Annotated in this window: 16 protein-coding genes; 7 read left to right on the top strand and 9 right to left on the bottom strand. The window is 73.1% G+C overall.

The features are described from left to right. The first annotated feature begins 7 nt into the window (after positions 1 to 7). The 4 genes from ACIO3O_RS24930 to ACIO3O_RS24915 all read left to right on the top strand — a co-directional run bounded on the left by ACIO3O_RS24930 (position 8) and on the right by ACIO3O_RS24915 (position 4,110). A complete protein-coding gene (locus tag ACIO3O_RS24930; RefSeq protein ID WP_401749369.1) occupies positions 8 to 955 on the top strand; it encodes a glycosyltransferase family 2 protein in 948 nt (315 codons plus the stop codon). 86 nt (positions 956 to 1,041) lie between these two features. Beyond that, positions 1,042 to 2,232, top strand: a complete 1,191-nt coding sequence (locus ACIO3O_RS24925; RefSeq protein ID WP_401749581.1) for a polysaccharide pyruvyl transferase family protein — start codon at positions 1,042 to 1,044, stop codon at positions 2,230 to 2,232. Then, positions 2,229 to 2,786, top strand: a complete 558-nt coding sequence (rfbC, locus tag ACIO3O_RS24920) for a dTDP-4-dehydrorhamnose 3,5-epimerase (RefSeq protein WP_401749367.1) — start codon at positions 2,229 to 2,231, stop codon at positions 2,784 to 2,786. The genes ACIO3O_RS24925 and rfbC overlap by 4 nt, the downstream gene beginning before the upstream one ends. Before the next feature lie 7 nt (positions 2,787 to 2,793). Then, on the top strand, positions 2,794 to 4,110 hold the full coding sequence (locus tag ACIO3O_RS24915) for a glutamate-1-semialdehyde 2,1-aminomutase (RefSeq protein WP_401749365.1): 1,317 nt from the start codon (positions 2,794 to 2,796) through the stop codon (positions 4,108 to 4,110). A gap of 7 nt (positions 4,111 to 4,117) precedes the next feature. Here the strand turns inward: ACIO3O_RS24915 and ACIO3O_RS24910 are convergent, their stop codons facing one another. The 7 genes from ACIO3O_RS24910 to ACIO3O_RS24880 all read right to left on the bottom strand — a co-directional run bounded on the left by ACIO3O_RS24910 (position 4,118) and on the right by ACIO3O_RS24880 (position 12,536). Beyond that, positions 4,118 to 4,834 (bottom strand): phosphatase PAP2 family protein, encoded by a 717-nt coding sequence (locus ACIO3O_RS24910; protein ID WP_401749363.1) that lies wholly within the window; start codon positions 4,832 to 4,834, stop codon positions 4,118 to 4,120. 116 nt (positions 4,835 to 4,950) lie between these two features. Then, positions 4,951 to 6,966: a PQQ-binding-like beta-propeller repeat protein gene (locus ACIO3O_RS24905; protein WP_401749361.1), complete on the bottom strand. Its 2,016-nt coding sequence runs from the start codon at positions 6,964 to 6,966 to the stop codon at positions 4,951 to 4,953. A gap of 60 nt (positions 6,967 to 7,026) precedes the next feature. Next, entirely contained in the window at positions 7,027 to 7,998 is a 972-nt protein-coding gene (locus tag ACIO3O_RS24900) for a hydroxyacid dehydrogenase (protein ID WP_401749579.1), read from the bottom strand. 69 nt (positions 7,999 to 8,067) lie between these two features. Continuing rightward, entirely contained in the window at positions 8,068 to 9,006 is a 939-nt protein-coding gene (locus ACIO3O_RS24895; RefSeq protein ID WP_401749359.1) for a carbohydrate ABC transporter permease, read from the bottom strand. After that, positions 9,003 to 9,899 carry a carbohydrate ABC transporter permease gene (locus tag ACIO3O_RS24890; protein WP_401749357.1) on the bottom strand — a complete coding sequence of 299 codons (897 nt, stop codon included), beginning with the start codon at positions 9,897 to 9,899 and terminating at the stop codon, positions 9,003 to 9,005. The genes ACIO3O_RS24895 and ACIO3O_RS24890 overlap by 4 nt, the downstream gene beginning before the upstream one ends. 145 nt (positions 9,900 to 10,044) lie before the next feature. Next, positions 10,045 to 11,352 (bottom strand): ABC transporter substrate-binding protein, encoded by a 1,308-nt coding sequence (locus tag ACIO3O_RS24885; protein ID WP_401749355.1) that lies wholly within the window; start codon positions 11,350 to 11,352, stop codon positions 10,045 to 10,047. A 110-nt stretch (positions 11,353 to 11,462) separates the two neighbouring features. Then, a complete protein-coding gene (locus ACIO3O_RS24880) occupies positions 11,463 to 12,536 on the bottom strand; it encodes a substrate-binding domain-containing protein (protein ID WP_401749353.1) in 1,074 nt (357 codons plus the stop codon). A 109-nt stretch (positions 12,537 to 12,645) separates the two neighbouring features. Here ACIO3O_RS24880 and ACIO3O_RS24875 point away from each other — a divergent pair, with 109 nt between their 5' ends. Continuing rightward, entirely contained in the window at positions 12,646 to 13,092 is a 447-nt protein-coding gene (locus ACIO3O_RS24875; protein WP_401749351.1) for an SRPBCC family protein, read from the top strand. A gap of 42 nt (positions 13,093 to 13,134) precedes the next feature. Here the strand turns inward: ACIO3O_RS24875 and ACIO3O_RS24870 are convergent, their stop codons facing one another. Beyond that, entirely contained in the window at positions 13,135 to 14,280 is a 1,146-nt protein-coding gene (locus ACIO3O_RS24870; protein ID WP_401749349.1) for a hypothetical protein, read from the bottom strand. A gap of 184 nt (positions 14,281 to 14,464) precedes the next feature. Then, the gene (locus ACIO3O_RS24865) at positions 14,465 to 16,126 is read right to left on the bottom strand and encodes an FAD-dependent oxidoreductase (RefSeq protein WP_401749348.1); all 1,662 of its coding nucleotides are present in this window, start codon (positions 16,124 to 16,126) and stop codon (positions 14,465 to 14,467) included. Between the two features lie 340 nt (positions 16,127 to 16,466). Between ACIO3O_RS24865 and ACIO3O_RS24860 the strand changes: the two genes are divergently transcribed. Then, a complete protein-coding gene (locus ACIO3O_RS24860) occupies positions 16,467 to 17,801 on the top strand; it encodes an MFS transporter (protein ID WP_401749346.1) in 1,335 nt (444 codons plus the stop codon). Between the two features lie 198 nt (positions 17,802 to 17,999). Continuing rightward, entirely contained in the window at positions 18,000 to 19,628 is a 1,629-nt protein-coding gene (locus ACIO3O_RS24855) for a FadD3 family acyl-CoA ligase (RefSeq protein ID WP_401749344.1), read from the top strand. Positions 19,629 to 19,660 lie beyond the last annotated feature (32 nt).

Genomic DNA, 19,660 nt, shown 5'->3' with positions numbered 1-19,660 from the left:
GGACACCATGACAGCTCACCCCCGGCTCAGCATCGGACTTCCCGTCTACAACGGCGAGGAGTACCTCGCGGAGTCCCTGGACGCCCTGCTCGGCCAGACCTACGAGGACTTCGAACTCGTCGTCTCCGACAACGCCTCCACCGACGGCACCCCGGACATCTGCCGCCGGTACGCCGAGAAGGACTCCCGCATCCGGTACATCCGGCTGCCGAAGAATGTCGGCGCCGCCCCGAACCACAACTACGTCTTCACCCAGTGCCACGGCGAGCTCTTCAAGTGGGCCTCGCACGACGACCTGTACGCCCGCACCCTCCTCCAGCGCTGCGTGGAGGCCCTGGACGAACGCCCGGACGTGATCCTGGCCCACGCCGACCAGGCCGTCATCGACGAGACGGGCCAGGTGAAGGTCCCGTACGCGTACACGCTCGCCACCGACTCGCCGCGCGCCCCGGTCCGCTTCCGCAGCATGCTCTTCGAGCCCGGCGGCGACGACTTCTACGGGGTGCTGCGCGCCGACGTGCTGCGCCGGGTGAAGCCGCACGACAGCTACCACCACGCCGACCGCACGTTCGTCGCGGAGATCGGTCTGCACGGTCCCTTCCACCAGGTGCCGGAGCTGCTGTACTTCCGCCGCGACCACCCCACGCGGGCCGAGCGGGCGAACCCGTCCAAGCGGTCGAGGTGCGTCAACCTGGACCCGCGCCGGGCGGGCGTGCTGCACCCGACGCCGCGGCTGCTGGCCGAGTACGTCGGGGGCTTCGTCTCGGCGATCCGGCGTGCGCCGCTGTCCTCGGCGGACCGACGGGCCTGCTACCTGGCGCTGGCCGAGTGGGCGGCGAGCCGGACCCGGCCGGGTGCCGGGGAGCGGGTGGAGGACCGGGCGCCGGTCGATCCGGCGCTGCTGGCCGTGCAGGTGGACGACATCGTCGCGGGGCGCGAAGGGAGGCGGGCGTGAGGCGTCTCCGGGCGCCCGGAGTCCCGTACCGGAGGAAGGCTCCTGTCCCGGCGGGGGCTCACGACCGGGCAGGCGCTCCCGTCCGCGTGGGGGTGTTCGGGCTGCTCGGCTCCGGGAACCTCGGTAACGACGGGTCCCTGGAGGCCGTCCTCCAGTACCTGCGCGCCGAGCACCCGGACGCGGTCGTGGACGCCCTGTGCGGCGGCCCCGAGGCCGTCACCGCCCGGTACGGGATTCCGGCGACGCGGCTGCACTGGTTCCGGGGCGAGTACCGGACCGCGTCCCGGGCGGGCGCGGTCGCGGGCAAGGCGCTGGGCAAGGTCGTGGACGCCGCCCGCACCGCCGCCTGGGTGCGGCGGCACGACGTGGTGATCGTGCCGGGCATGGGCGTGCTGGAGGCCACGCTTCCGCTGCGGCCGTGGGGGTTCCCGTACGCACTGTTCCTGCTCTGCGCGAGCGGCCGGGCGCTGCGCACGCCGGTGGCGCTGGTCGGGGTGGGGGCCGCGCCGATCCGCGACCGGGCGACGCGGGCACTGGTGCGCTGGTCGGGGCAGTTGGCCGCGTACCGCTCGTACCGCGACGAACTCTCGCGCACCGCCCTGCGCTCGATGGGTGTGGACACCTCGCGCGATGAGGTCTACCCGGACCTGGCGTTCGCCCTGCCGACGCCGCCGGCCTCCGCCGCCCCGGGGCAGGTCTGCGTGGGGGTGATGGACTTCCACGGCGGCAACGACGACCGGGCCGGGGCCGAGGAGATCCACCGGCGCTATCTCGACGGGACGACCCGTTTCGTACGGGCGCTGGTCGAGGACGGCAGGCGGGTGCGGCTGCTCACCGGCGACGACTGCGACGCCCCGGTGGTCGCGGCGATCCTGGCGGCGGTCGACTCACCGCTGGTCACCGCCTCCGACGCGGCCTCGCTGGCGGACCTGATGCGGGAGGCGGCGGACGCCGAGAGCGTGGTGGCGACCCGGTACCACAACCTGGTCTGCGCGCTGAAGGCCGGAACGCCGACGCTCGCGCTCAGCTACGCGGCGAAGAGCGACGCGCTCATGGACCGGATGGGCCTGGGCCCCTACCGCCACCCGGCCCGCGAGATCGACGTCGACCAACTCCTCGTACAGTTCCGGGAATTGGAGAAACATGCGGTGGAACTGCGCAAGACTCTCACCGAACGCAACCGGGAGGCCGCGGACCAACTGCGCGCCCAGTTCGAGCGCTTGACCCTGGCCCTGTTCCCAGCGGCCGCCCACGACGCACGGCGGGAGGCCCCGTGAAGGTCACCGAAGTCCCCGAGATCACCGGCGCGTACCTCTTCGAGCCGACGCCGCACACCGACGAACGCGGCTTCTTCTGCCGCACGTTCGACGTCGAGGCGGTCCGCTCGGTCGGTCTGGACCCGTACGCCTTTGTCCAGGACAGCGTGTCCCGTTCGGCGCGGGGCGTGCTGCGCGGGATGCATCTGCGGTCAGGGGCGGGCGAGGCGAAGCTCGTGCGGTGTTCGTACGGGAGGATCTTCGACGTCGTCGTGGACCTGCGGCCCGCCTCGCCGACGTACCTGCGCACGGCCCTCTTCGACCTGTCCGACGCGACGCAGCGGACCCTCTACATCCCGGCGGGGTGCGCCCACGGCTTCCAGGCGCTCACCGAGACGGCCGACACCTCGTACCGCATCGACCGCGCGCACGACCCCGCCGAGGACGTGACGATCGCCTTCGACGACCCCGACCTCGCCATTCCGTGGCCGCTGCCCCCGGCACTGTTGTCCGTACGGGACCAAAAGGCGCCGAGCCTGGCCGAGGTACTGAAGCACGTACAGGAAGAGAGCTGACGTCACCGTGGAACACCAAGAGTCCGGGCTCCCCCGGTCACGGGCGGCGAACGAGCGGCTGCACGCCCTGATCCCCGGCGGCGCGCACACCTACGCCAAGGGTGACGACCAGTACCCCGAGCACCTGGCCCCGGTCATCAGCCACGGACGCGGCGCGCACGTCTGGGACGTCGACGGCAACCGGTACATCGAGTACGGGTCCGGCCTGCGCTCGGTCAGCCTGGGGCACGCCCACCCGCGCGTGAACGAGGCGGTGCACCGGGAGATCGAACGGGGCAGCAACTTCGCCCGCCCGTCGATGATCGAGGTCGAGGCGGCGGAACGCTTCCTGGCAACCGTACCGACGGCGGAGATGGTGAAGTTCGCCAAGAACGGCTCCGACGTGACGACGGCCGCGGTGCGGCTGGCGCGCGCGGTCACCGGGCGCGCGCGGGTGGCGGTCTGCGGCGACCATCCGTTCTTCTCCGTGGACGACTGGTTCATCGGGACGACACCGATGGCCGCCGGAATCCCCGGGGCGGTCACCGAGCTGACCGTGTCCTTCCCGTACGGGGACCTGGCCGCCACCGAGGAGGTGCTCACCCGGTACGAGGGCGAGGTCGCCTGTCTGATCCTGGAGCCCGGCGAGCCCGCGCCCGGGTATCTGGAGGGGCTGCGCGCGCTGGCCGACCGGCACGGCTGTGTGCTGGTCTTCGACGAGATGATCACGGGTCTGCGGTGGTCGGAGGCGGGTGCGCAGGGCCTGTTCGGCGTCGTGCCGGACCTGTCGACCTTCGGCAAGGCGCTGGGCAACGGGTTCGCGGTGTCCGCGCTGGCCGGGCGGCGCGAGCTGATGGAGCGGGGCGGGCTGCGGCACCCGGGCGAGCGGGTGTTCCTGCTGTCCACCACGCACGGCGCGGAGACGCACGCCCTGGCCGCCGCGATGGCCGTGCAGACGACGTACACCGAGGAGGGCATCACCGCCCGACTGCACGCGATCGGCGACCGGTTGGCCGCCGGGGTACGGCAGGCGGCGGCCGGAATGGGCGTCGCTGACCACGTCGTCGTACGCGGCCGGGCCAGCAACCTCGTCTTCGCCACGCTGGACGCGCAGGGCCGGGCCTCGCAGGAGTACCGCACCCTCTTCCTGCGACACCTCCTGGCGGGCGGGGTGCTCGCGCCGTCCTTCGTGGTGAGCAGCGCGCTCGACGACGCGGACATCGACCGCACCGTGGAGGTGGTCGCCCAGGCGTGCGCGGTCTACCGCAAGGCGCTCGACGCGGGTGATCCCACGCCGTGGCTGGGCGGGCGGCCGGTGAAGCCGGTGTTCCGCAGCCGGGCCTGACGGCCCGTCAGCCGCCCGTCATCTCGCCGGCGTCGGCCGTCCGGTTCGCGCGGTCGGCCACCGTGTCGACCGCACGGGCCGTCGCCGGTACCACCACGAGCGCGGTGCACCAGCCGCCGACGGCGTCGGTCGCGTAGTGCGCGCTGAGCGCGACCTCCGCCCACCCCATGACAGCACCGGCGACCAGCGACGCACTGAGCACGACCACCAGCCCGACAGCCCTGCCGAGCCCGAACCGCCCCACCACGAGCAACGCCAGCACGAGGGCCAGCGCGGTGAGGAAGGTGGTGTGCCCGCTGGGGTACGACAGGTTGTCGGGCCCGTGGATGGTGCGCCCCACCGCGTACTTGAGCACCTTCCCCACGCCGACGGCGACGGCCACCGCCACCACCGCGTGCACCGCCGCCCGGGGCCGCCGCAGCAGCAGACACCCCGCCACGGCGGCCGCGATCAGGGCGGCCGCTCCCACCGGTTCCCCCAGGAAGTCCGTCGCCAGCGCGACGGCCCGCCACGGCGGGCCGATGCTGTCCGCCGTGGGGTCCATGACCCAGCTGTCCAGGGCTCCGGACGCGCTGTCCCCGGCGTACGCGACGCCGAGCCCGGCGACGACCAGCGCGGCGATGCCCGCCACGATCCCGAGCCACCGGCGCAGCACCGGGGGCAGCACGGCGGTCGCGGGTCGGTCGGCACGCCGTTCGCCGCAGTCGGAACGGTGAACAACCATGGCTCAGCGGCCTCCAGTTGTCGCTGCGGGCTGCCGGTGGTACGCGGCCCTCCCACCCTAGCCAACAACCGTCGCACGCACGGGCGATCACGGACTGTGCGACGCCGGGGCCCCGGTCACGGCCTGTCCTCGATCCGGACGAGGTTGCGGCCCCGCAGCGTGTAGAGGCGGCCGTCGGCGTCGGAGTTGACGTGGGGGCCGCTGTACCAGCCTCCGTTGATCCCCGCAACGACCGTCGTGACGGCGAAGGTTCGGGGGTGGAAGCGGAAGACGGTGGTGTCGGAGACCGCGTAGACCGTGTCGCGGCTGGTGGTCATGGCCGCGAAGCCGGGGCAGAGGCCGCGCAGGTCGGCGGTGTGGATCACGCGGCGGGCCGTCAGGTCCACGACGAAGAAGCCGCCGCCGCGGGTGAGTCCGTACAGGTGGCGTCCCCGCGTGGCCAGCGCGGCCACGCCCGTGGCAAGGGGGAGGTCGACGCGCCACAGTTCCTTCCCGGAGACGGGGGCCAGGGCGACGACGGTGCCGCGCGGGCCCCGCGGGGTGGGGTTGTCGCCGCCGAGGTAGGCGACTCCCCCCAAGGTGGCGACGGCGCGCACCAGTTGGTCGGCGTCGATCGGGTTGATCCGGACGGACTGCCTGCCGGTCCTCGGTGCGTACGTCCACAAGGAGCCGCCGCCCTCGGTGTCGGACTGGACGCCGACCAGGAAGAGCCGGTTGACGGTGTCGTAGCAGAGGTCGAGCGGGCGGTTCTGTTCGGCGGGGAACTCCGCGAGCCGGTGCGGCTGTTCGTCCTTGGCCGGGTGGTACGTCCACATGCCCTGCGAGCTGTACTGGCCGGTGTAGAGCGCCCCGTCGAGCAGTTCGGCGTCCTTCGCCTCGCCGGGGGCGCGGAGGTTGACGACCTTTCCGGTGCGCAGGTCGTGGCGTGCCAGGACGTTGTTGCCGCCGACGTAGACGTGCCGCCGGTCGGCGGCGATGCCCATCGCGGTCTGCGCGGCGACGGGTGCGCCCGCCGCACCGAGGTCGGTGACGGTGCAGGTGCCGTCCGCGAGGCCGATCTCGGCGACCAGGCCGAACCCGGAGACCACGGCCAGGGTGCCGCCGGTGTGGTCCAGGCCCCAGATCTCGCCGAGGTCGGGGCCTTCGTACGCGACGCGCGTGACGGTTCCGGTCGCGGGCGCGAAGGACCGCAGTCCGCCCTCGGCCGCGAAGTAGATCCGGTCGCCGCCCTGGGCCAGCTTCTTGATCACCTTCGAGTCGGTGCGGGTCACCCGGTACGACGTCGGGTCGGCCGGGTCGAGGACGGCGAACTTGGCGAACTCCGTCGACGCCGAGGTGCTGACGACGAGGCGGTCCCCGAGCACGGCGACCTCCCGCATGCTGGGGTCGGTCTCCAGCTCCGGGGGTGTGACGTCGGTGAACGTGCCCGCCGCGCGGTCGAACGCGAAGAGCGAGGCCCGGCTCGCGTCGCCGCCGCCCGACAGGACGCTGCCCGCGCCGAAGAAGACGGTCGTCGTGGTGGCGGCGACCGCGCGAGCCAGGGTGGCCTTCGGGTCGGGCACTCCCCGGTCGGTCACCGTGCCCGTCGCCGGGTCGTACTCCCACAGTGCGGGGGCCTTCCCGGGTATCCCGCCCACCGCGAACACGACGCCGTCGGGGGCGACGGTGAGTGCGCGGATGTCGCGGTCGCCGGTCCGGCCGACGCCCACGGCGGGCTGGTCGGGGGTGCTCAGGTCCCAGCGGAAGAGGTTCGGCCGGCCCTCGTCGGCCTTGGCGAGGACGCCTGCGTACAGATGGCGGCCGGTGGGGTCGACGGCGAGTGCCTGGACCGAGTGGCCGGTGCCGAGTCGGGTTCGCGAGACGACCTTGCGGGTGGGCAGGTGGAAGCCGATCAGCCCGGTCGGTTCGAGGTTGCGGGAGCCGATGTAGACGGTGTCGCCGACCAGCAGGCCGCTCATCAGCGCGAACTGTTCGACCGCGGGGCCGAGGTCGGTGATGCGGGTGCGCGGGCGGGGCCGGTCCGGTGCGGCTCGGGACGTGTCCGGGAGCAGCGGGACGGCGGCCGCGCCCAGTGCGAGGGCGCCGCCCGCCCGCAGCAGGTTGCGGCGGCCGATTCCTTGGGGGTGGCTCACGAGAACTCCTGAGTGGTCGTGGGTGAGGGGGCCGGTCGGGGTGGGGCCGTCCCGACGGGGTCAGGCCGAGGTGGCGAGCGCCGCGTGGTGGACGGCGTACGCGAACGGCTCGCCCGCGCAGTAGCGTTCGACCTCGTCCAGGGCGCAGGCGGTGATCCGGCTCAGCTCGCCGCCGAGGGAACCGGCGATGTGCGGGGTGAGCAGGACGTTCGGCAGGGTGTAGAGCGGTGACGTCGCGGGCAGCACCTCGGGTTCGGTGACGTCGAGCACGGCGTGCAGGCGCCCGGTGAGGACTTCCGCGGTGAGCGCCTCGGTGTCCACGAGGGAGCCCCGCGCCGTGTTGACGAGCGTCGCGCCGTCCGGCATCAGCCCGAGCCTGCGCGCGTCCAACAGGTGCCGGGTCTCGGGGAGTTCCGGTGCGTGCACCGTCACGACGTCCGATCCGCCGACCAGGGTGTCGAGTTCGACCAGCCGGGCGCCGAGTACGGCGGCCTGCGCCGCGTCGAGCAGCGGATCGGCGAGGAGCAGGTCGAGGTCGTACGGCCGCAGCAGTTCGAGCACCTTGCGGCCGACGAGGGAGGCGCCCACCACGCCGACGGTGCGCCGGTAGTTGCCGAATCCCGGGAAGAGTCCGGACCAGTTGAGGGGCGCCCGGTGGTCGCGGTAGAGCAGGGCGATGTCCCGTACGCGTTTGTTGGCGAAGAGGATCGCGGCGACGGTGTACTCGGCGACGGGCACGGCGTTGGCGGCGGCCGCCGAGGACACGGTGAGCCCGCGCTCCCAGCACGCCGGGGTGAGGTGGTGCTTGACGCTGCCCGCGGCGTGGACGACGGCCCGGAGCGCGGGTGCGCGCGCCAGTACGTCCGCGTCGACGGCGGGGCAGCCCCAGGAGGTGATCAGGATCTCCGTGTCCGTCAGGGCGGGTTCACGGGCGAAGTCCTCCACGACGCGGTCGGGGTCGATGTCGACGCGGGCCGCGAGGCGGCGTGTCGCGTCGGGCGGGAAGAGCAGGTCGCGGTGGCGGCGGCCCATGGCGAACAGGGCACGGGGACGGCGGGGGGAAGGGGGCAGGGTCACGGGGCGATTCCTCACGCTCTTCGGCTACTTGACGGCGCCGGCGGTCATGCCGGACTTCCAGAACCGCTGGAGCATCAGGAACACGGCGATCAGCGGGACCACGGAGACGAGCGAGCCGACGACGGCCAGCAGGTAGTCCTCGGGGTGGCCCTGGGAGAGCGCGGAGGAGTACCAGACGTACAGACCGAGGTTGACGGGGTACAGGTCCTGGTCGGAGAGCATCACCAGGGGCAGGAAGAAGCTGTTCCAGATCTGGGTGAACTGGAACAGGAAGATGGTCACGAAGCCGGGCACGAGCATCGGCAGGGCGACCCGGCGAAAGGCGCGGAACTCGCCCGCCCCGTCCATCCGGGCGGCCTCCAGGACCTCGTCGGGCACGTAGGAGGCGCTGAAGACACGGGCCAGGTACACGCCGAACGGGAAGACCAGCCCGGGCAGGAACACGCCCCAGAAGGTGTTCACCAGACCGGCCTTGGCGGCGAGCAGGTACAGCGGGATCGCGAGGGCCGTGGCGGGCACCATCACGCCGAGCAGGACGAGGGAGAACAGCCGTTCCTTGCCGGGGAAGGCCAGCTTGTCGAAGGCGTATCCGGCGGCGACGCTCAACAGCGCGGCCAGCAGCGCGCCGACTCCCGCGTACAGGACGGTGTTGAGCACCCAGCGCAGGTACACGCCGTCGCCCGTGGTGAACAGGTGCTCCAGGTTCTGGCCGAGGTGCGTCTCGTCGCCGAGGGCGAAGCCGTTCGTGCCGAAGAGGTCCGCCCGGCTCTTGGTGGAGGACAGCAGCAGCCAGGTCAGCGGGAGCAGGGTGTAGAGGGTGGCCAGCGCGAGGAGTGCGGTGACGCCGGTCTTCGAGAGGAGGGCCGACGGCCGTTTCGGGCCGCGGCGGCGGACGTGCGGGGTGCGCAGGGTGCCCGGCGCGGGTGTGCGGGGGGTTGCGGGCGGTCGGGTCATGGTGGTCACGGCTTGCTCCCGCGGCGTGAGATACGGGTGACGGCGAAGGACAGCACGGCGGCGAACAGGGCGATCAGCAGGGAGGCCGCGGCGGCGAGGCCGAAGTCGTTGTCCTGGAAGGCGGCGGTCTGGACGTACATGTTCGGCGTCCAGCTGCTGCCGATCGCCGTGGAGGCGCTGTAGATGACCTTCGGTTCGGTGAAGAGCTGGATGGACCCGATGACGGTGAACAGGACGGCGAGCGCCACGGCGGGCCGGATCATCGGCAGCTTGACGGACAGTGCGGTGCGCAGGGCGCCCGCCCCGTCGACCTTCGCGGCGTCGAGGGTCTCGCGCGGCACGGCCTGCAGGGCCGCGTAGAAGATGACCATGTTGTAGCCGGTCCACTCCCAGACGGCGATGTTGGCGGCGGAGACGACGGCGGTGTCGGCGGAGAGGAAGTCGAGGTGGATGCCGCCGGACTGGAGCAGGTCGATCACCGGGCTCAGGCCCGGGGTGTAGAGGTACACCCAGATCAGTGCGGCGATGAGTCCCGGTACGGCGTGCGGCAGGAAGAGCGCCAGCTGGAAGAAGGAACGGGCCTTCGCCAGACCGGAGTCGAGGAGCAGCGCGAGGACCAGTGCGCCGCCGATCATGACGGGGATGTAGAGGGCGCAGTACGCGGCGACGACGAGGAAGCCGTCGAGGAACGCGGAGTCGCTCAGCGCGCGCAGGTAGTTGTCCCACCCGGCGAAGACGCTCTCCGCGCCGCCGAAGCCGAGGCCGGAGGTGTGCGTCGTGAACAGGCTGAGCCAGGCGGCGTACAGCAGGGGGGCCAGGGTGACGGCCGCGAACAGGCCGAAGAAGGGGGTGAGGAGCAGGGCGGCGGTGCGCCGCTGTCCGAGGGTGGAGGGGCTTGCCATGACGGCCTTCCGGAACGGGGCGGGGGCGGCTCGGGGGTCCTGGGCGGGGGCGGCTCGGGTGTCCCGGGCGGGGCGGGTCGCCGAAGCGGTGCCCGGGGCGGGTCGCCTTCGCGCAGGTCGGCGAGCGCGGGGGCGGCGGGGCAGGTCAGGGGGCGGTGACCTGCATGCCGCGCTGCCTCATCTGGGTGAGGGTGGTCCGTTCGGCCTGGGTGAGGACCGTGGGCAGGTCGGCCGTGCCGTCGGCGACCTGGGGCAGTTGGTCCACCAGCGCGGTGTTGGTGGTGCCCATGACGGGGCCCCACGTCCAGCCTTTCCTGATGGCCCGGTACGAGTCCGCGCCGACGGCGTAGACGTCCTGGCCGCCGTAGTAGTCCGTCGCGTAGGCCGCCTTGGTGACGGGCACGAGCGAGGGGTCGGCGGGGAACATGCTGCTGGTGCCGGAGGCGACCCAGGCCTTCATACCCTCGGGGTCGGTGGTGATCCACTTGATGAACTCGGCCGCCGCCCCGCGGTTCTTCGCACCCTGGGGGATCACGAAGGAGGAGCCGCCGTACATGGCGGAGGCGGGCTTGCCGTCCCAGGTGGGCACGGGTGCCACGGCCCACTTGCCCTTCTGGTCGGGGACGGTGGCCTGTTGGGCCCCGGCGCACCAGCTGGCGCAGACGTAGGCGACGGTCCGGTTCTTCTGCACGCTGGTCCAGAAGGGGTCGAGCGTGCTCACCGAACGGACGAGGTCCGTGCGGGCGAGGTCGCCCCAGTAGGCGGCGACCTTGCGGGAGGGGGCGTCGTCGACGGTGACCTTCCAGGAGTCCTTCCCGGTGGCGAACCACCGCCCTCCGGCCTGCCAGGCGAGTGCGGTGAACAGACCGGGGTTGTCGGTGTAGAGGACGCCGCCGCGGGCCGCCGGGTCAGCCTTCTTCACCTTCTCCGTCATGGACCGGTAGGCGTCCCAGGTGGTCGGCACGTCGATCTTGTGCCGGGTGAAGAAGTCCTTGCGGTACATCAGCATCAGGGGTGCCGCGTCGCGCGGCACGGCCCAGGTCCTGCCGCCGAGTTCGACCAACTGCCGGGCGGCCTGCGGGAACCGGTCCCTGACGGTGTCGCCCAGGGTGGCGCTCAGGTCCTCGACCTTGCCCTGGGCGGCGAACTCGGGGAGGTTCGGGTACTCGACGACCGCGACGTCCGGTGCGGTGCCGGCCTTCACGGCGTTGGTGAGCTTGGAGTAGTACTCCTGTCCCGAGGGCACCGACTCGAAGGTCACGTCGATGCCCGGGTGGCTTCGGTTGAAGGCCTCGGCCACCTCCTGGGAGCCCTTGACGAAGGACCAGAAGGTGACCTTCCCGGTCTTCCCGGCGCCTGCGGACACGTCCGGCTCCCCGCCGCCGCATCCGGTGAGGAGCAGGGCGAGGGCCGTGACCGGGCCGGTCAGGGCGACCGCGGTTCTGCGAAGCATGGGGTCCACCGATCGTTTGCTGTGATGTCGCACGCGATCTTTCGACAGGCTCCATGCTTCGTCAACACTTTTCGCTTCACTTGACGTCAAACGAAAGCATGTGAAAGCAATTAGGCAGGGCGGGTGGAGGCCCGTACCCGCAACTCCGGCCGCAGCAGCACCTCCGCCAGCGGCGGGGTGGGGTCGGCGAGCCTGCGCATCAGCAGGTCGACCGCCCAGCCGCCGACGGCCCGTTTGGGCGGCGCCACCGCCGTCAGGGGCACGTCGCTGAGCTCGGCGACCTCGTCGTCGTACGACACCACCGCCAGGTCTTCGGGGACGCGCAGCCCGCGCGCCCGCGCCAGGCCGACCAGGGCGACGGCGTCCAGGTCGTTGTGGACCAGTGCCGCCCGCACCTCCCCGGCCCCGACCAGGGCGAGGAACGCTGCGAACTCCTCGTCGCAGGCGGCGCTCTCGTCGGTGGTGTCGATGCGGAACTCCGGTCCCGCCGCCAGCCCCAGGTCCCGGCAGGCCTCCGTGTACCCCTCGCGGATCAGGGGGGTGTTGGGGCTCATCGCCCGGACGACCAGTGCGATGCGCCCGTGCCCCAGCCCGGCCAGGTGCCGTACCGCCAGTCCCGCACCGTAGGGGTGGTCGGCGGCGACCTGCTCCAGCCGTCCGGCGCGCGCCCCGGTGCGGCGGTCGAGCAGGACGACGGGCACGTCCAGCCCGTCGAGCCACTCGTCCGCCTCGTCGGCGGGTTCGAGTCCCGCGCGCGGCATCAGGAGCAGCCCGTCGACGCCCGAGCCGACCAGGCGGCGCACCTGTTCCTGGTTGGCCGCCAGGGTCTCGGCGGACACCGCGAGGACGACCCGTACGCCGTGTGTGCGCGCCGCCTCCTGCACGCCGCGAATGATCTCCGGGTAGTAGTAGCCGCCCGGGGGGACGACCAGCCCCAGCACGTGGTGCCCGCCCGCGGGCGCGGTGGCGACGGCCGGTGCGGCGACCTCTGCGCGGCGGGCGGCCGCCGGTGACATCACCCCGCCGTGCACCCGCACGACCAGCCCCCGGCCCGCGAGGTCGCGGACGTCCTGCCGCAGCGTGACGGCGGAGACGCCCATCGCGGCCGCCAGCTCCGTGACCTTGACCGCCCCCCTGCGCTCCACGAGGCGCAAGAGCGCCTCCCGCCGCTCTTCAGTCAACACCGGTGATCCCCTTCCCTTCCGAGTGATGTCGTTTGCTTTCACTCGACAGCAGAAAGGTACCAACAGGGTCCGCTCCTCCGTGCGGTGTTAAGGCAGGCATGATGTGCCCATGCCCATCGAGGAGTTCACCCGTCATGCCGCGGTCGCCCGGCCCGCTGAGGAGGTGTTCGCGCACCTGGCGCGGCCGGAGAGCTATGTCGGCCTGTCGCCGTTGGTCGTCGCCGTGCGGGAGGTGGACGTCCGGGAGGGGGCGGTGCGGTACGTCGCCGTCGAACGCTTCCGGTTCGGGCCGCTGCGGTGGGACAACCCGATCCGGGTGACGATGACGTTCCCCGAACCGGGCCGCCGCGTCGTCAGCGAGGTCGTGAGCCCGGGCCGGGTGCGGCTGAGGTCGACGCTCGCCCTGGTGCCGGACGCCTCGGGCACCCGCGTGAGCGAGACCGTCCGGGTCCTGTTCCCCGCGCCCCTGCGGGCGTTGGTCCTCGGCCAGGCGGCCACGGCGCAGGAGTACCGGCTGCGGGAGCTGGTCCGGCGGATGGCCAACGCCGGAAGGTAGGGACGCGGCTTCCCCGCCCGCTCCCGGGGAACCGAGCCGTGCCTACTTGCCCGTTCCCCGGAACCGGCCGAAGGCCTTGGTGAGGGCGCCCAGCGGTGAGCCCGCCGGGTCGGTGGCGGCCGGACGGGGCAGGCCCTCTCCGCCGGTCGCCTCGGCGAGTGCGGCGTGTGCCGCCTCGGCCGCCTCCTGGTAGAGGTCGCGGGACTTCGTCATGGCGTCGAGCGCCTCGGCGTACCGGGTGACCATGGTCTGCGCGTGGACGAGTTCCTCGTCCGGGGTGAGCAGGTGCCAGCCCTGGCGCAGCCGGGCCAGGGCCGCTTCGGCGTCGGCGGACATCGGCTGCGGGAACGCCGCGAACGCCGCGATGCGCTCCAGGAGTTCGGTGGGGACGGAGCCGTCGAGGAAGACGGTGCTCAGGGTGAAGTCCTCCGCCGCGTACGCGGCGGCGGGCGGCGACGTGGGCAGGACGACGGCCCCGCCGCGCGGCAGCCGCACGCCCAGTTCCCGCTTGACGGCGAAGTCGGCGATCTGCGCCTGCTCCGGGGTCGCCCGGTGCTCTGTCACCCGGTGCCGCAGGCTCGGCGGCAGGTGGCCGGTCAGCGGCCGCTGACCGAGCGCGTCCGGCGTCATCGCCTCGTGCACCACCAGGTGGATGTACCAGCTCTGCCGGGCACAGTCGCGCAGCAGCCGGCGCAGGTCGTCGTCGTCCTTGGGGAGGTGGTTGGCCGCACGCAGGCGCACGTCGGCGACCGTGTCGTGGTCCCACGGGACACGGTCGCTGTCGGGCCAGAACATGGTGGCGGGCGAGGGCCAGTAGGCGTCCCACGGCGCCTGTGCCTCGGCGGCCAGCACCCAGGAGACGCCCGCGCCCTCCTTGCGGCGGCCCTCGGGGTCGTAGGTGACGAGCTGCGCGCGCACGGTGATGTCGCCGTCGCCGACCCGCCAGCGCGCCTCGAAGAGGCGGCGCGCCGTCGGGCCGGGGTCGGCGGCCTCGTCCCGCGGGTGCAGGACGGTGGAGCGGGCCGCCTCGACGGGGTCGAGCTCCAGGAAGTCGTCGAGCACCCCGGCCGCCTTGAGGGCGATCAGGTTGCGGCGGACGTCCTGCTCGGGCTCGGGCCCGAGGTGGCGCCCGCGCCCCAGCCACGCGGTGTCGGGGACGGTGGTCGAGGGGGTGCTGTTCTTCGCCATGGAGTCGTTCTGTGAGGAGTCGGGGCCCGACCAGTATGGTCCGTGGACCTGTGGAAGGTACCGGTACCCCGTCCTCGGCTGCTCAGCACGTGACGGGACTGGGCGGGGGCCCGGTCAGGGGCTCCCTACCCCGCCATGATCTTGCTACCCCTCCCGCCCCTTGTCACCCTCTTTCCCCTGGCCGCTACGCGTCCTGCGCGATGTGCCGGGCCGCCCGGTGCGCAAAGACCATCGCCGAGCCGATGGGGGCGCCGGGGCCCGGGTAGTACGGGCCCGTGACGGAGGCGGTCGTGTTGCCCGCCGCGTACAGGCCCTGGATGGCGGTGCCGTCGGCGCGCAGGACGCGGGCGTCGGTGTCGATGCGGACGCCGCCCTTGGTCCCGAGGTCGCCGAGCACGATCCGTACCGCGTGGAAGGGGCCCTCCTCGACGGGCACCAGGCACGGGTTGGGGCCGCTGCCGTCGCCGAAGAAGCGGTCGTACGGGTCGGTGCCGCGCCCGAAGTCGGTGTCCTCGCCCGTCGCGGCGTACGCGTTGAAGGTCTTCGCGGTGGCGGTCAGCTCGGCCGGGTCGACGCCGACGGCGGCGGCGAGCTCCTCCAGCGTGTCGGCGGTGCGCCACAGACCCGCCTCGGTGAACGCGGCGCGGTCGGCGGGGACGACGACGATGCCGGGGAGTTCGTCGCCGTGCCGGCCGTCGAAGATCCACCACACCTGGTTGGAGTCGTCCGTGCCCGCACGCGCCGCGCGCAGCTCCCGGCCCATCCGGTCGTACGGCAGGGACTCGTTGGCGAACCTGCGGCCGCTGCCGTCGACGAAGAACCCGCCGCGGAAGCCGAGGGCGAACGCCGCCCTCCCGTCCGGGAACAGCACCGAGGGGCACCACCAGCTCTCGCCGAGCAGCCCGGTGTCCGCGCCGAGGGCGACGGCCGCCTTGAGGGCGTCGCCGGTGTTGGCGCCGGTCGGGCCCATGGTCCAGTCCGCGCCGGGGAGGCCCTGCCACTCCCGGCGCAGGTCGGCGTCGCCCTCGTAGCCTCCGGCGGCGAGCAGGACGCCCTTGCGGGCGCGGATGCGCCGGGTCCGGCCCGCCGCGTCGGTGACGACGGCGCCGACGACCCGGCCGTCCTCCTCCACGAGCGAGGTGAGTGCGGTACGCAGCAGGGTGCGGCCGCCCGCCCCGTCCAGGGCGAGCAGCAGCCGCCCGATCAGGGCCCGCCCGTCGGTCAACGGGCCGTCGGGTGCGGGGAGTTGGAAGCGCTCTGCCCAGGCGGGCGGGCGCACGGCCGCGAGCAGCGGGTGGCCGCCCTCGGGCAGGTCGAGGTCGCAGGGGTAGATGCTCCGGCCGCCCTCGATGCGGCCCGGCGCGGGGTAGTAGTCGGGGAAGGGGCGGAACTCGAAGCGCAGGTGTTCGTCGCGCTCCAGGAGGTCCACGAGCGGGCCCGCCGTGTCGAGGTAGGCGTCCTGCAGGGCGTGCGGGACGGCGTCGCCGACGACGGCGCGGAAGTAGGCGCGGGCGAGTTCGGCGGAGTCCTCGACCCCGGCGCGCTCCTGTGCCTGGTTGCCGGGGAGCCACAGGCCCGCGCCGGAGTAGGCGGTGGTGCCGCCGTAGTACTCGGTCTTCTCCACGACGAGGGTGTCGAGGCCGCGGGCGGCGGCGGTGTACGCGCCGGTGAGGGCGCCGCCGCCGGAACCGACGACGAGGACGTCGCAGGTGTCGTGCCAGTCGTGCGCGTCCGTGCCGTGGGCGTCCGTGGTGCGCGCCTGAGCGCCGTGCGCGTCCGTGGTGCGCACCTGCGCACCGTGGGCCGCGTCGGACGCCTTCGGGCCGTGCGGGCTGCCGCTGGTCATCGTGTCGGGCTCCTCTCGCGCCGCACGGCCTGCCGGGCGGCTTCGGGTCGGAGCGCCAGTGTGGGTGCGGGGCGGGCGCGCGGGCAGCCGTGTTTCCCGGTGAGCGGGAGCACTTCTGGGGCGGTCCCGGGGCGACGTGCCCCGAATCCCCTGTCCGTACCCACGTGGCGGCCGTTGCTCCCGCTCAGTGGGAAAGCGCGGCGGCGAACGGTCGCAATGTCCCGGGCCGCTTGCACAATCGACCCCACACGAGGGGCGGCCGTGCTACCCCTCGTCGACCCGTGCCCCGTCCGGGTCCCGCCCGTTCCGTCTCCCGTCCCGCCACTCCCGTAGGAGCGTCATGCCGTCATCCCCCGTCCCCACGGGCGCCCCTCCCGCCGAGGCCCCCGAGACCCCGGTGGCCGTCGACGCCGCGCAGATGCGCCGCGTCGCCCTCTCCAGCCTGCTCGGCACCGTGGTGGAGTACTACGACTTCCTGCTGTACGGAACGGTCGCCGCCCTCGTCTTCGGCACCGCGTTCTTCCCCGAGGCCAGCGTCGCGGCGGGCACCGTCGCCGCGTTCGGCACCTTCGCCGCCGGATACGTGGCCCGCCCGCTCGGCGGGATCATCTTCGGGCACTTCGGCGACCGGCTGGGCCGCAAGAAGATGCTGGTGCTGACGATGGTCCTGATGGGCGCGGCCAGTGCCCTGATCGGCCTGCTGCCCGACTACCGGGCGATCGGCATCGCCGCACCGGTCCTGCTGGTGCTGCTGCGCATCGTGCAGGGTCTGGCCATCGGCGGCGAGTGGGGCGGGGCGACACTGATGGTCGTCGAGCACGCGGCCCCCGGGCGCCGGGGCGCGTGGAGCGGAGTGATGCAGTCCGGCACGTCGCTGGGCTTCCTGCTGTCGGCCGGTGTGGTCGCGGCGGCGAACGCGCTGCTGACGCCGGAGCAGTTCATGTCGTGGGGGTGGCGCGTCCCGTTCCTGGTCAGTGTGGTGCTCATGGCGGTCGGGCTGTACACCCGGCTCAAGGTGACCGAGAGCCCGCTGTTCCGGGAGGCCGCCGAGAAGGCCGCAGAGAGCGAGGCGCCCCGGATTCCGCTGCTGACGGTGCTGAAGCAGCCGCGTACGGCACTGCTGGCGGCGGCCGTGGGGCTCGGCCCGTTCGCGCTCACCGGTCTGATCACCACGTACATGCTGACGTACGCGACCGGCATCGGTTACTCGGTGGGCGAGGTGATGAACGCGCTGCTGGTCATCTCGGCGATCGGCCTGTTCACCATCCCCGCGTTCGCGGCGCTCTCCGACCGGCTGGGCCGTCGCCGGGTCGTACTGGGTGCGGCGGCGCTCGGCCTGGTGGCGATCAAGCCGGTGTACGACCTGGTGGACTCGGGGTCGCCGGGTCTGCTGGTGCTGGGGATGTCGCTGGTGATGGTGGTGCAGCACGCCATGTTCGCGCCGCTCGCGCCGATGCTCTCCGAACTGTTCGGGACGCGGGTGCGGTACACGGGCGCTTCGCTCGGCTACCAGATGTCGGCGCTGGTCGGCTCGGGTCTCGTACCGCTGGCGGCGAGTTCGCTGCATGCCGCGTATCCCGGCAGCACACCGCTCGTGCTGCTGGCGGGCGGGTGCATCCTGGCGTCGCTGCTGGCCGCCTGGCGCCTGCGGGAAACGCGCGGCGACGCGCTCTGAGGCGGGCCGGGCACTCCGCGGCGGGCCGGGGCGCGGCCACGTGCCGGGCCGCTCCGGGGGCGGGGGCGGCCGGGGTCCGGTGGGTGATCCCGCTCACCGGGAAAGTGCTCTGGCCCATCCCCCGCCCCGGCCGGTGTCATGGGGTCCCGGCGATGTTTTCCGCTCGCCCCAGTTCCGTATTCGTACGCCGGAGGCTCCATGCGCACCGCCCCCACCCGTCCGTCGGCTCCAGGCCGTGCCGCCGCGACGACCCTGGCCGATCTGCCCGACCGCGCCGCGGAGGCCTTCGGGTCCCGCGACGCACTCGTCAGCGACGACGTGCGCTGGAGCTTCACCGAGCTGCGCGACCGCATCCACGCTGCGGCACGCGCCGCCGTGGCGCACGGCGTCCGTCCCGGCGACCGGTTCTCCGTCTGGGCGCCCAACAGCCCCGACTGGGTGGTGGCGGCACTCGGCGCGGTGTCCGTCGGCGCGGTGCTCGTCCCGATCAACACCCGCTACCGGGCGGCCGAGGCGGCGGACATCATCCGCCGCAGCGGCTGCACGGTGCTGTTCACCGAACGCGGCTTCCTCGGCACGGACTACGTCGCCATGCTGCACGAGTCCGGCGAGGACCTGGGCGCCCTGCGCAGCACCGTGGTGCTCGGCGACGGCGACGCCCAGGACAACTCCCTTCCGGGGCTGCGTGGTTGGGACTCCTACCTGGCGGCGGGCGATGCGGTCAGCGACGACGTCCGGGCGGCGCGCGCCGCCGCCGTGCGCCCCGACGACCTGTCGGACATCCTCTACACGTCCGGCACGACCGGCCGCCCCAAGGGCGTGATGACCACCCACCACCAGTCCGTGCGCGTCTACGAGGCGTGGGCGGACGGTGTCACGCTGACCGAGGGCGACCGCTATCTCCTCGTCAGCCCCTTCTTCCACACCTTCGGTTACAAGGCGGGGGTCGTCGCCTGCCTGCTGCGCGGCGCGACGATCGTGCCCGAGCCGGTGTACGACGCGGGGCGGCTGCTGCGCCGGATCGCCGAGGAGCGGATCAGCGTGCTGACCGGCGCCCCGGCCGTCTTCCACGGGCTGCTCCGCCACCCCGAACTCGCCGACCACGACCTCTCCTCGCTGCGCATGGCGGGCTCGGGAGCCGCGAACGTACCGGTGTCCCTGATCCACGACGTGCGCTCGGTGCTCGGCGCCCGCGACGTGTTCTCGGCGTACGGTCTGACCGAGTCGAGCGGCGTCGTCACCGTCTGCCCCGTCGACTCGCCCGCCGAGACGCTGGTACGGACCGTGGGCCGCCCCATCGAGGGCGTGGAGCTGCGCATCGTCGGCCCGGACGGCAGCCCGCTCCCGGCGGGCGAACAGGGCGAGGTCGTCACCCGGGGCTTCCACGTCACGCAGGGGTACCTGGACGACCCGGCGGCCACCGCCGAGGCGATCGACGCGGACGGCTGGCTGCACACCGGCGACGTGGGTCTGCTGGACGCGGACGGCTATCTGACGCTGACCGACCGGCTCAAGGACATGTACGCCGTCGGCGGCTTCAACACCTATCCGGCGGAGATCGAGAACACCCTGCTCGGTCATCCCGCGATCGCCGAGGCCGCCGTGGTGGGCACGCCCGACGAGCGTCTCGGCGAGGTCGGCGTCGCCTTCCTGGTCGCGGCCGCGGGCGGCGAAGGCCTTCCGGACGCAGAGGAGTTGACGGCGTGGACCCGTGAGCGGCTCGCCAACTTCAAGGTGCCGCGCCGGTTCGTCGCCGTGGACGCCCTGCCGCGCAACGCCGCGGGCAAGGTCCTCAAGGACGAGCTGCGGGGCCTCGCCCGCGGCTGACTTCCCCCCGTCCCTTCTGCTGGTTGAGAGCT

It is taken from the genome of Streptomyces sp. NPDC087440, assembly GCF_044744005.1.
Lineage (GTDB): Bacteria > Actinomycetota > Actinomycetes > Streptomycetales > Streptomycetaceae > Streptomyces.
This window is presented reverse-complemented; position numbering and strand designations above follow the sequence as displayed.

Bases quoted from the DNA above. Each gene is read 5' to 3' on its own strand.
- ACIO3O_RS24910 (WP_401749363.1), bottom strand. From the start codon at position 4,834: ATGGTTGTTCACCGTTCCGACTGCGGCGAACGGCGTGCCGACCGACCC.
- ACIO3O_RS24900 (WP_401749579.1), bottom strand. From the start codon at position 7,998: ATGGGCCGCCGCCACCGCGACCTGCTCTTCCCGCCCGACGCGACACGC.
- ACIO3O_RS24855 (WP_401749344.1), top strand. From the start codon at position 18,000: ATGCGCACCGCCCCCACCCGTCCGTCGGCTCCAGGCCGTGCCGCCGCG.
- ACIO3O_RS24865 (WP_401749348.1), bottom strand. From the start codon at position 16,126: ATGACCAGCGGCAGCCCGCACGGCCCGAAGGCGTCCGACGCGGCCCAC.
- ACIO3O_RS24890 (WP_401749357.1), bottom strand. From the start codon at position 9,899: ATGGCAAGCCCCTCCACCCTCGGACAGCGGCGCACCGCCGCCCTGCTC.
- ACIO3O_RS24930 (WP_401749369.1), top strand. From the start codon at position 8: ATGACAGCTCACCCCCGGCTCAGCATCGGACTTCCCGTCTACAACGGC.
- ACIO3O_RS24870 (WP_401749349.1), bottom strand. From the start codon at position 14,280: ATGGCGAAGAACAGCACCCCCTCGACCACCGTCCCCGACACCGCGTGG.
- ACIO3O_RS24875 (WP_401749351.1), top strand. From the start codon at position 12,646: ATGCCCATCGAGGAGTTCACCCGTCATGCCGCGGTCGCCCGGCCCGCT.
- ACIO3O_RS24860 (WP_401749346.1), top strand. From the start codon at position 16,467: ATGCCGTCATCCCCCGTCCCCACGGGCGCCCCTCCCGCCGAGGCCCCC.
- ACIO3O_RS24885 (WP_401749355.1), bottom strand. From the start codon at position 11,352: ATGCTTCGCAGAACCGCGGTCGCCCTGACCGGCCCGGTCACGGCCCTC.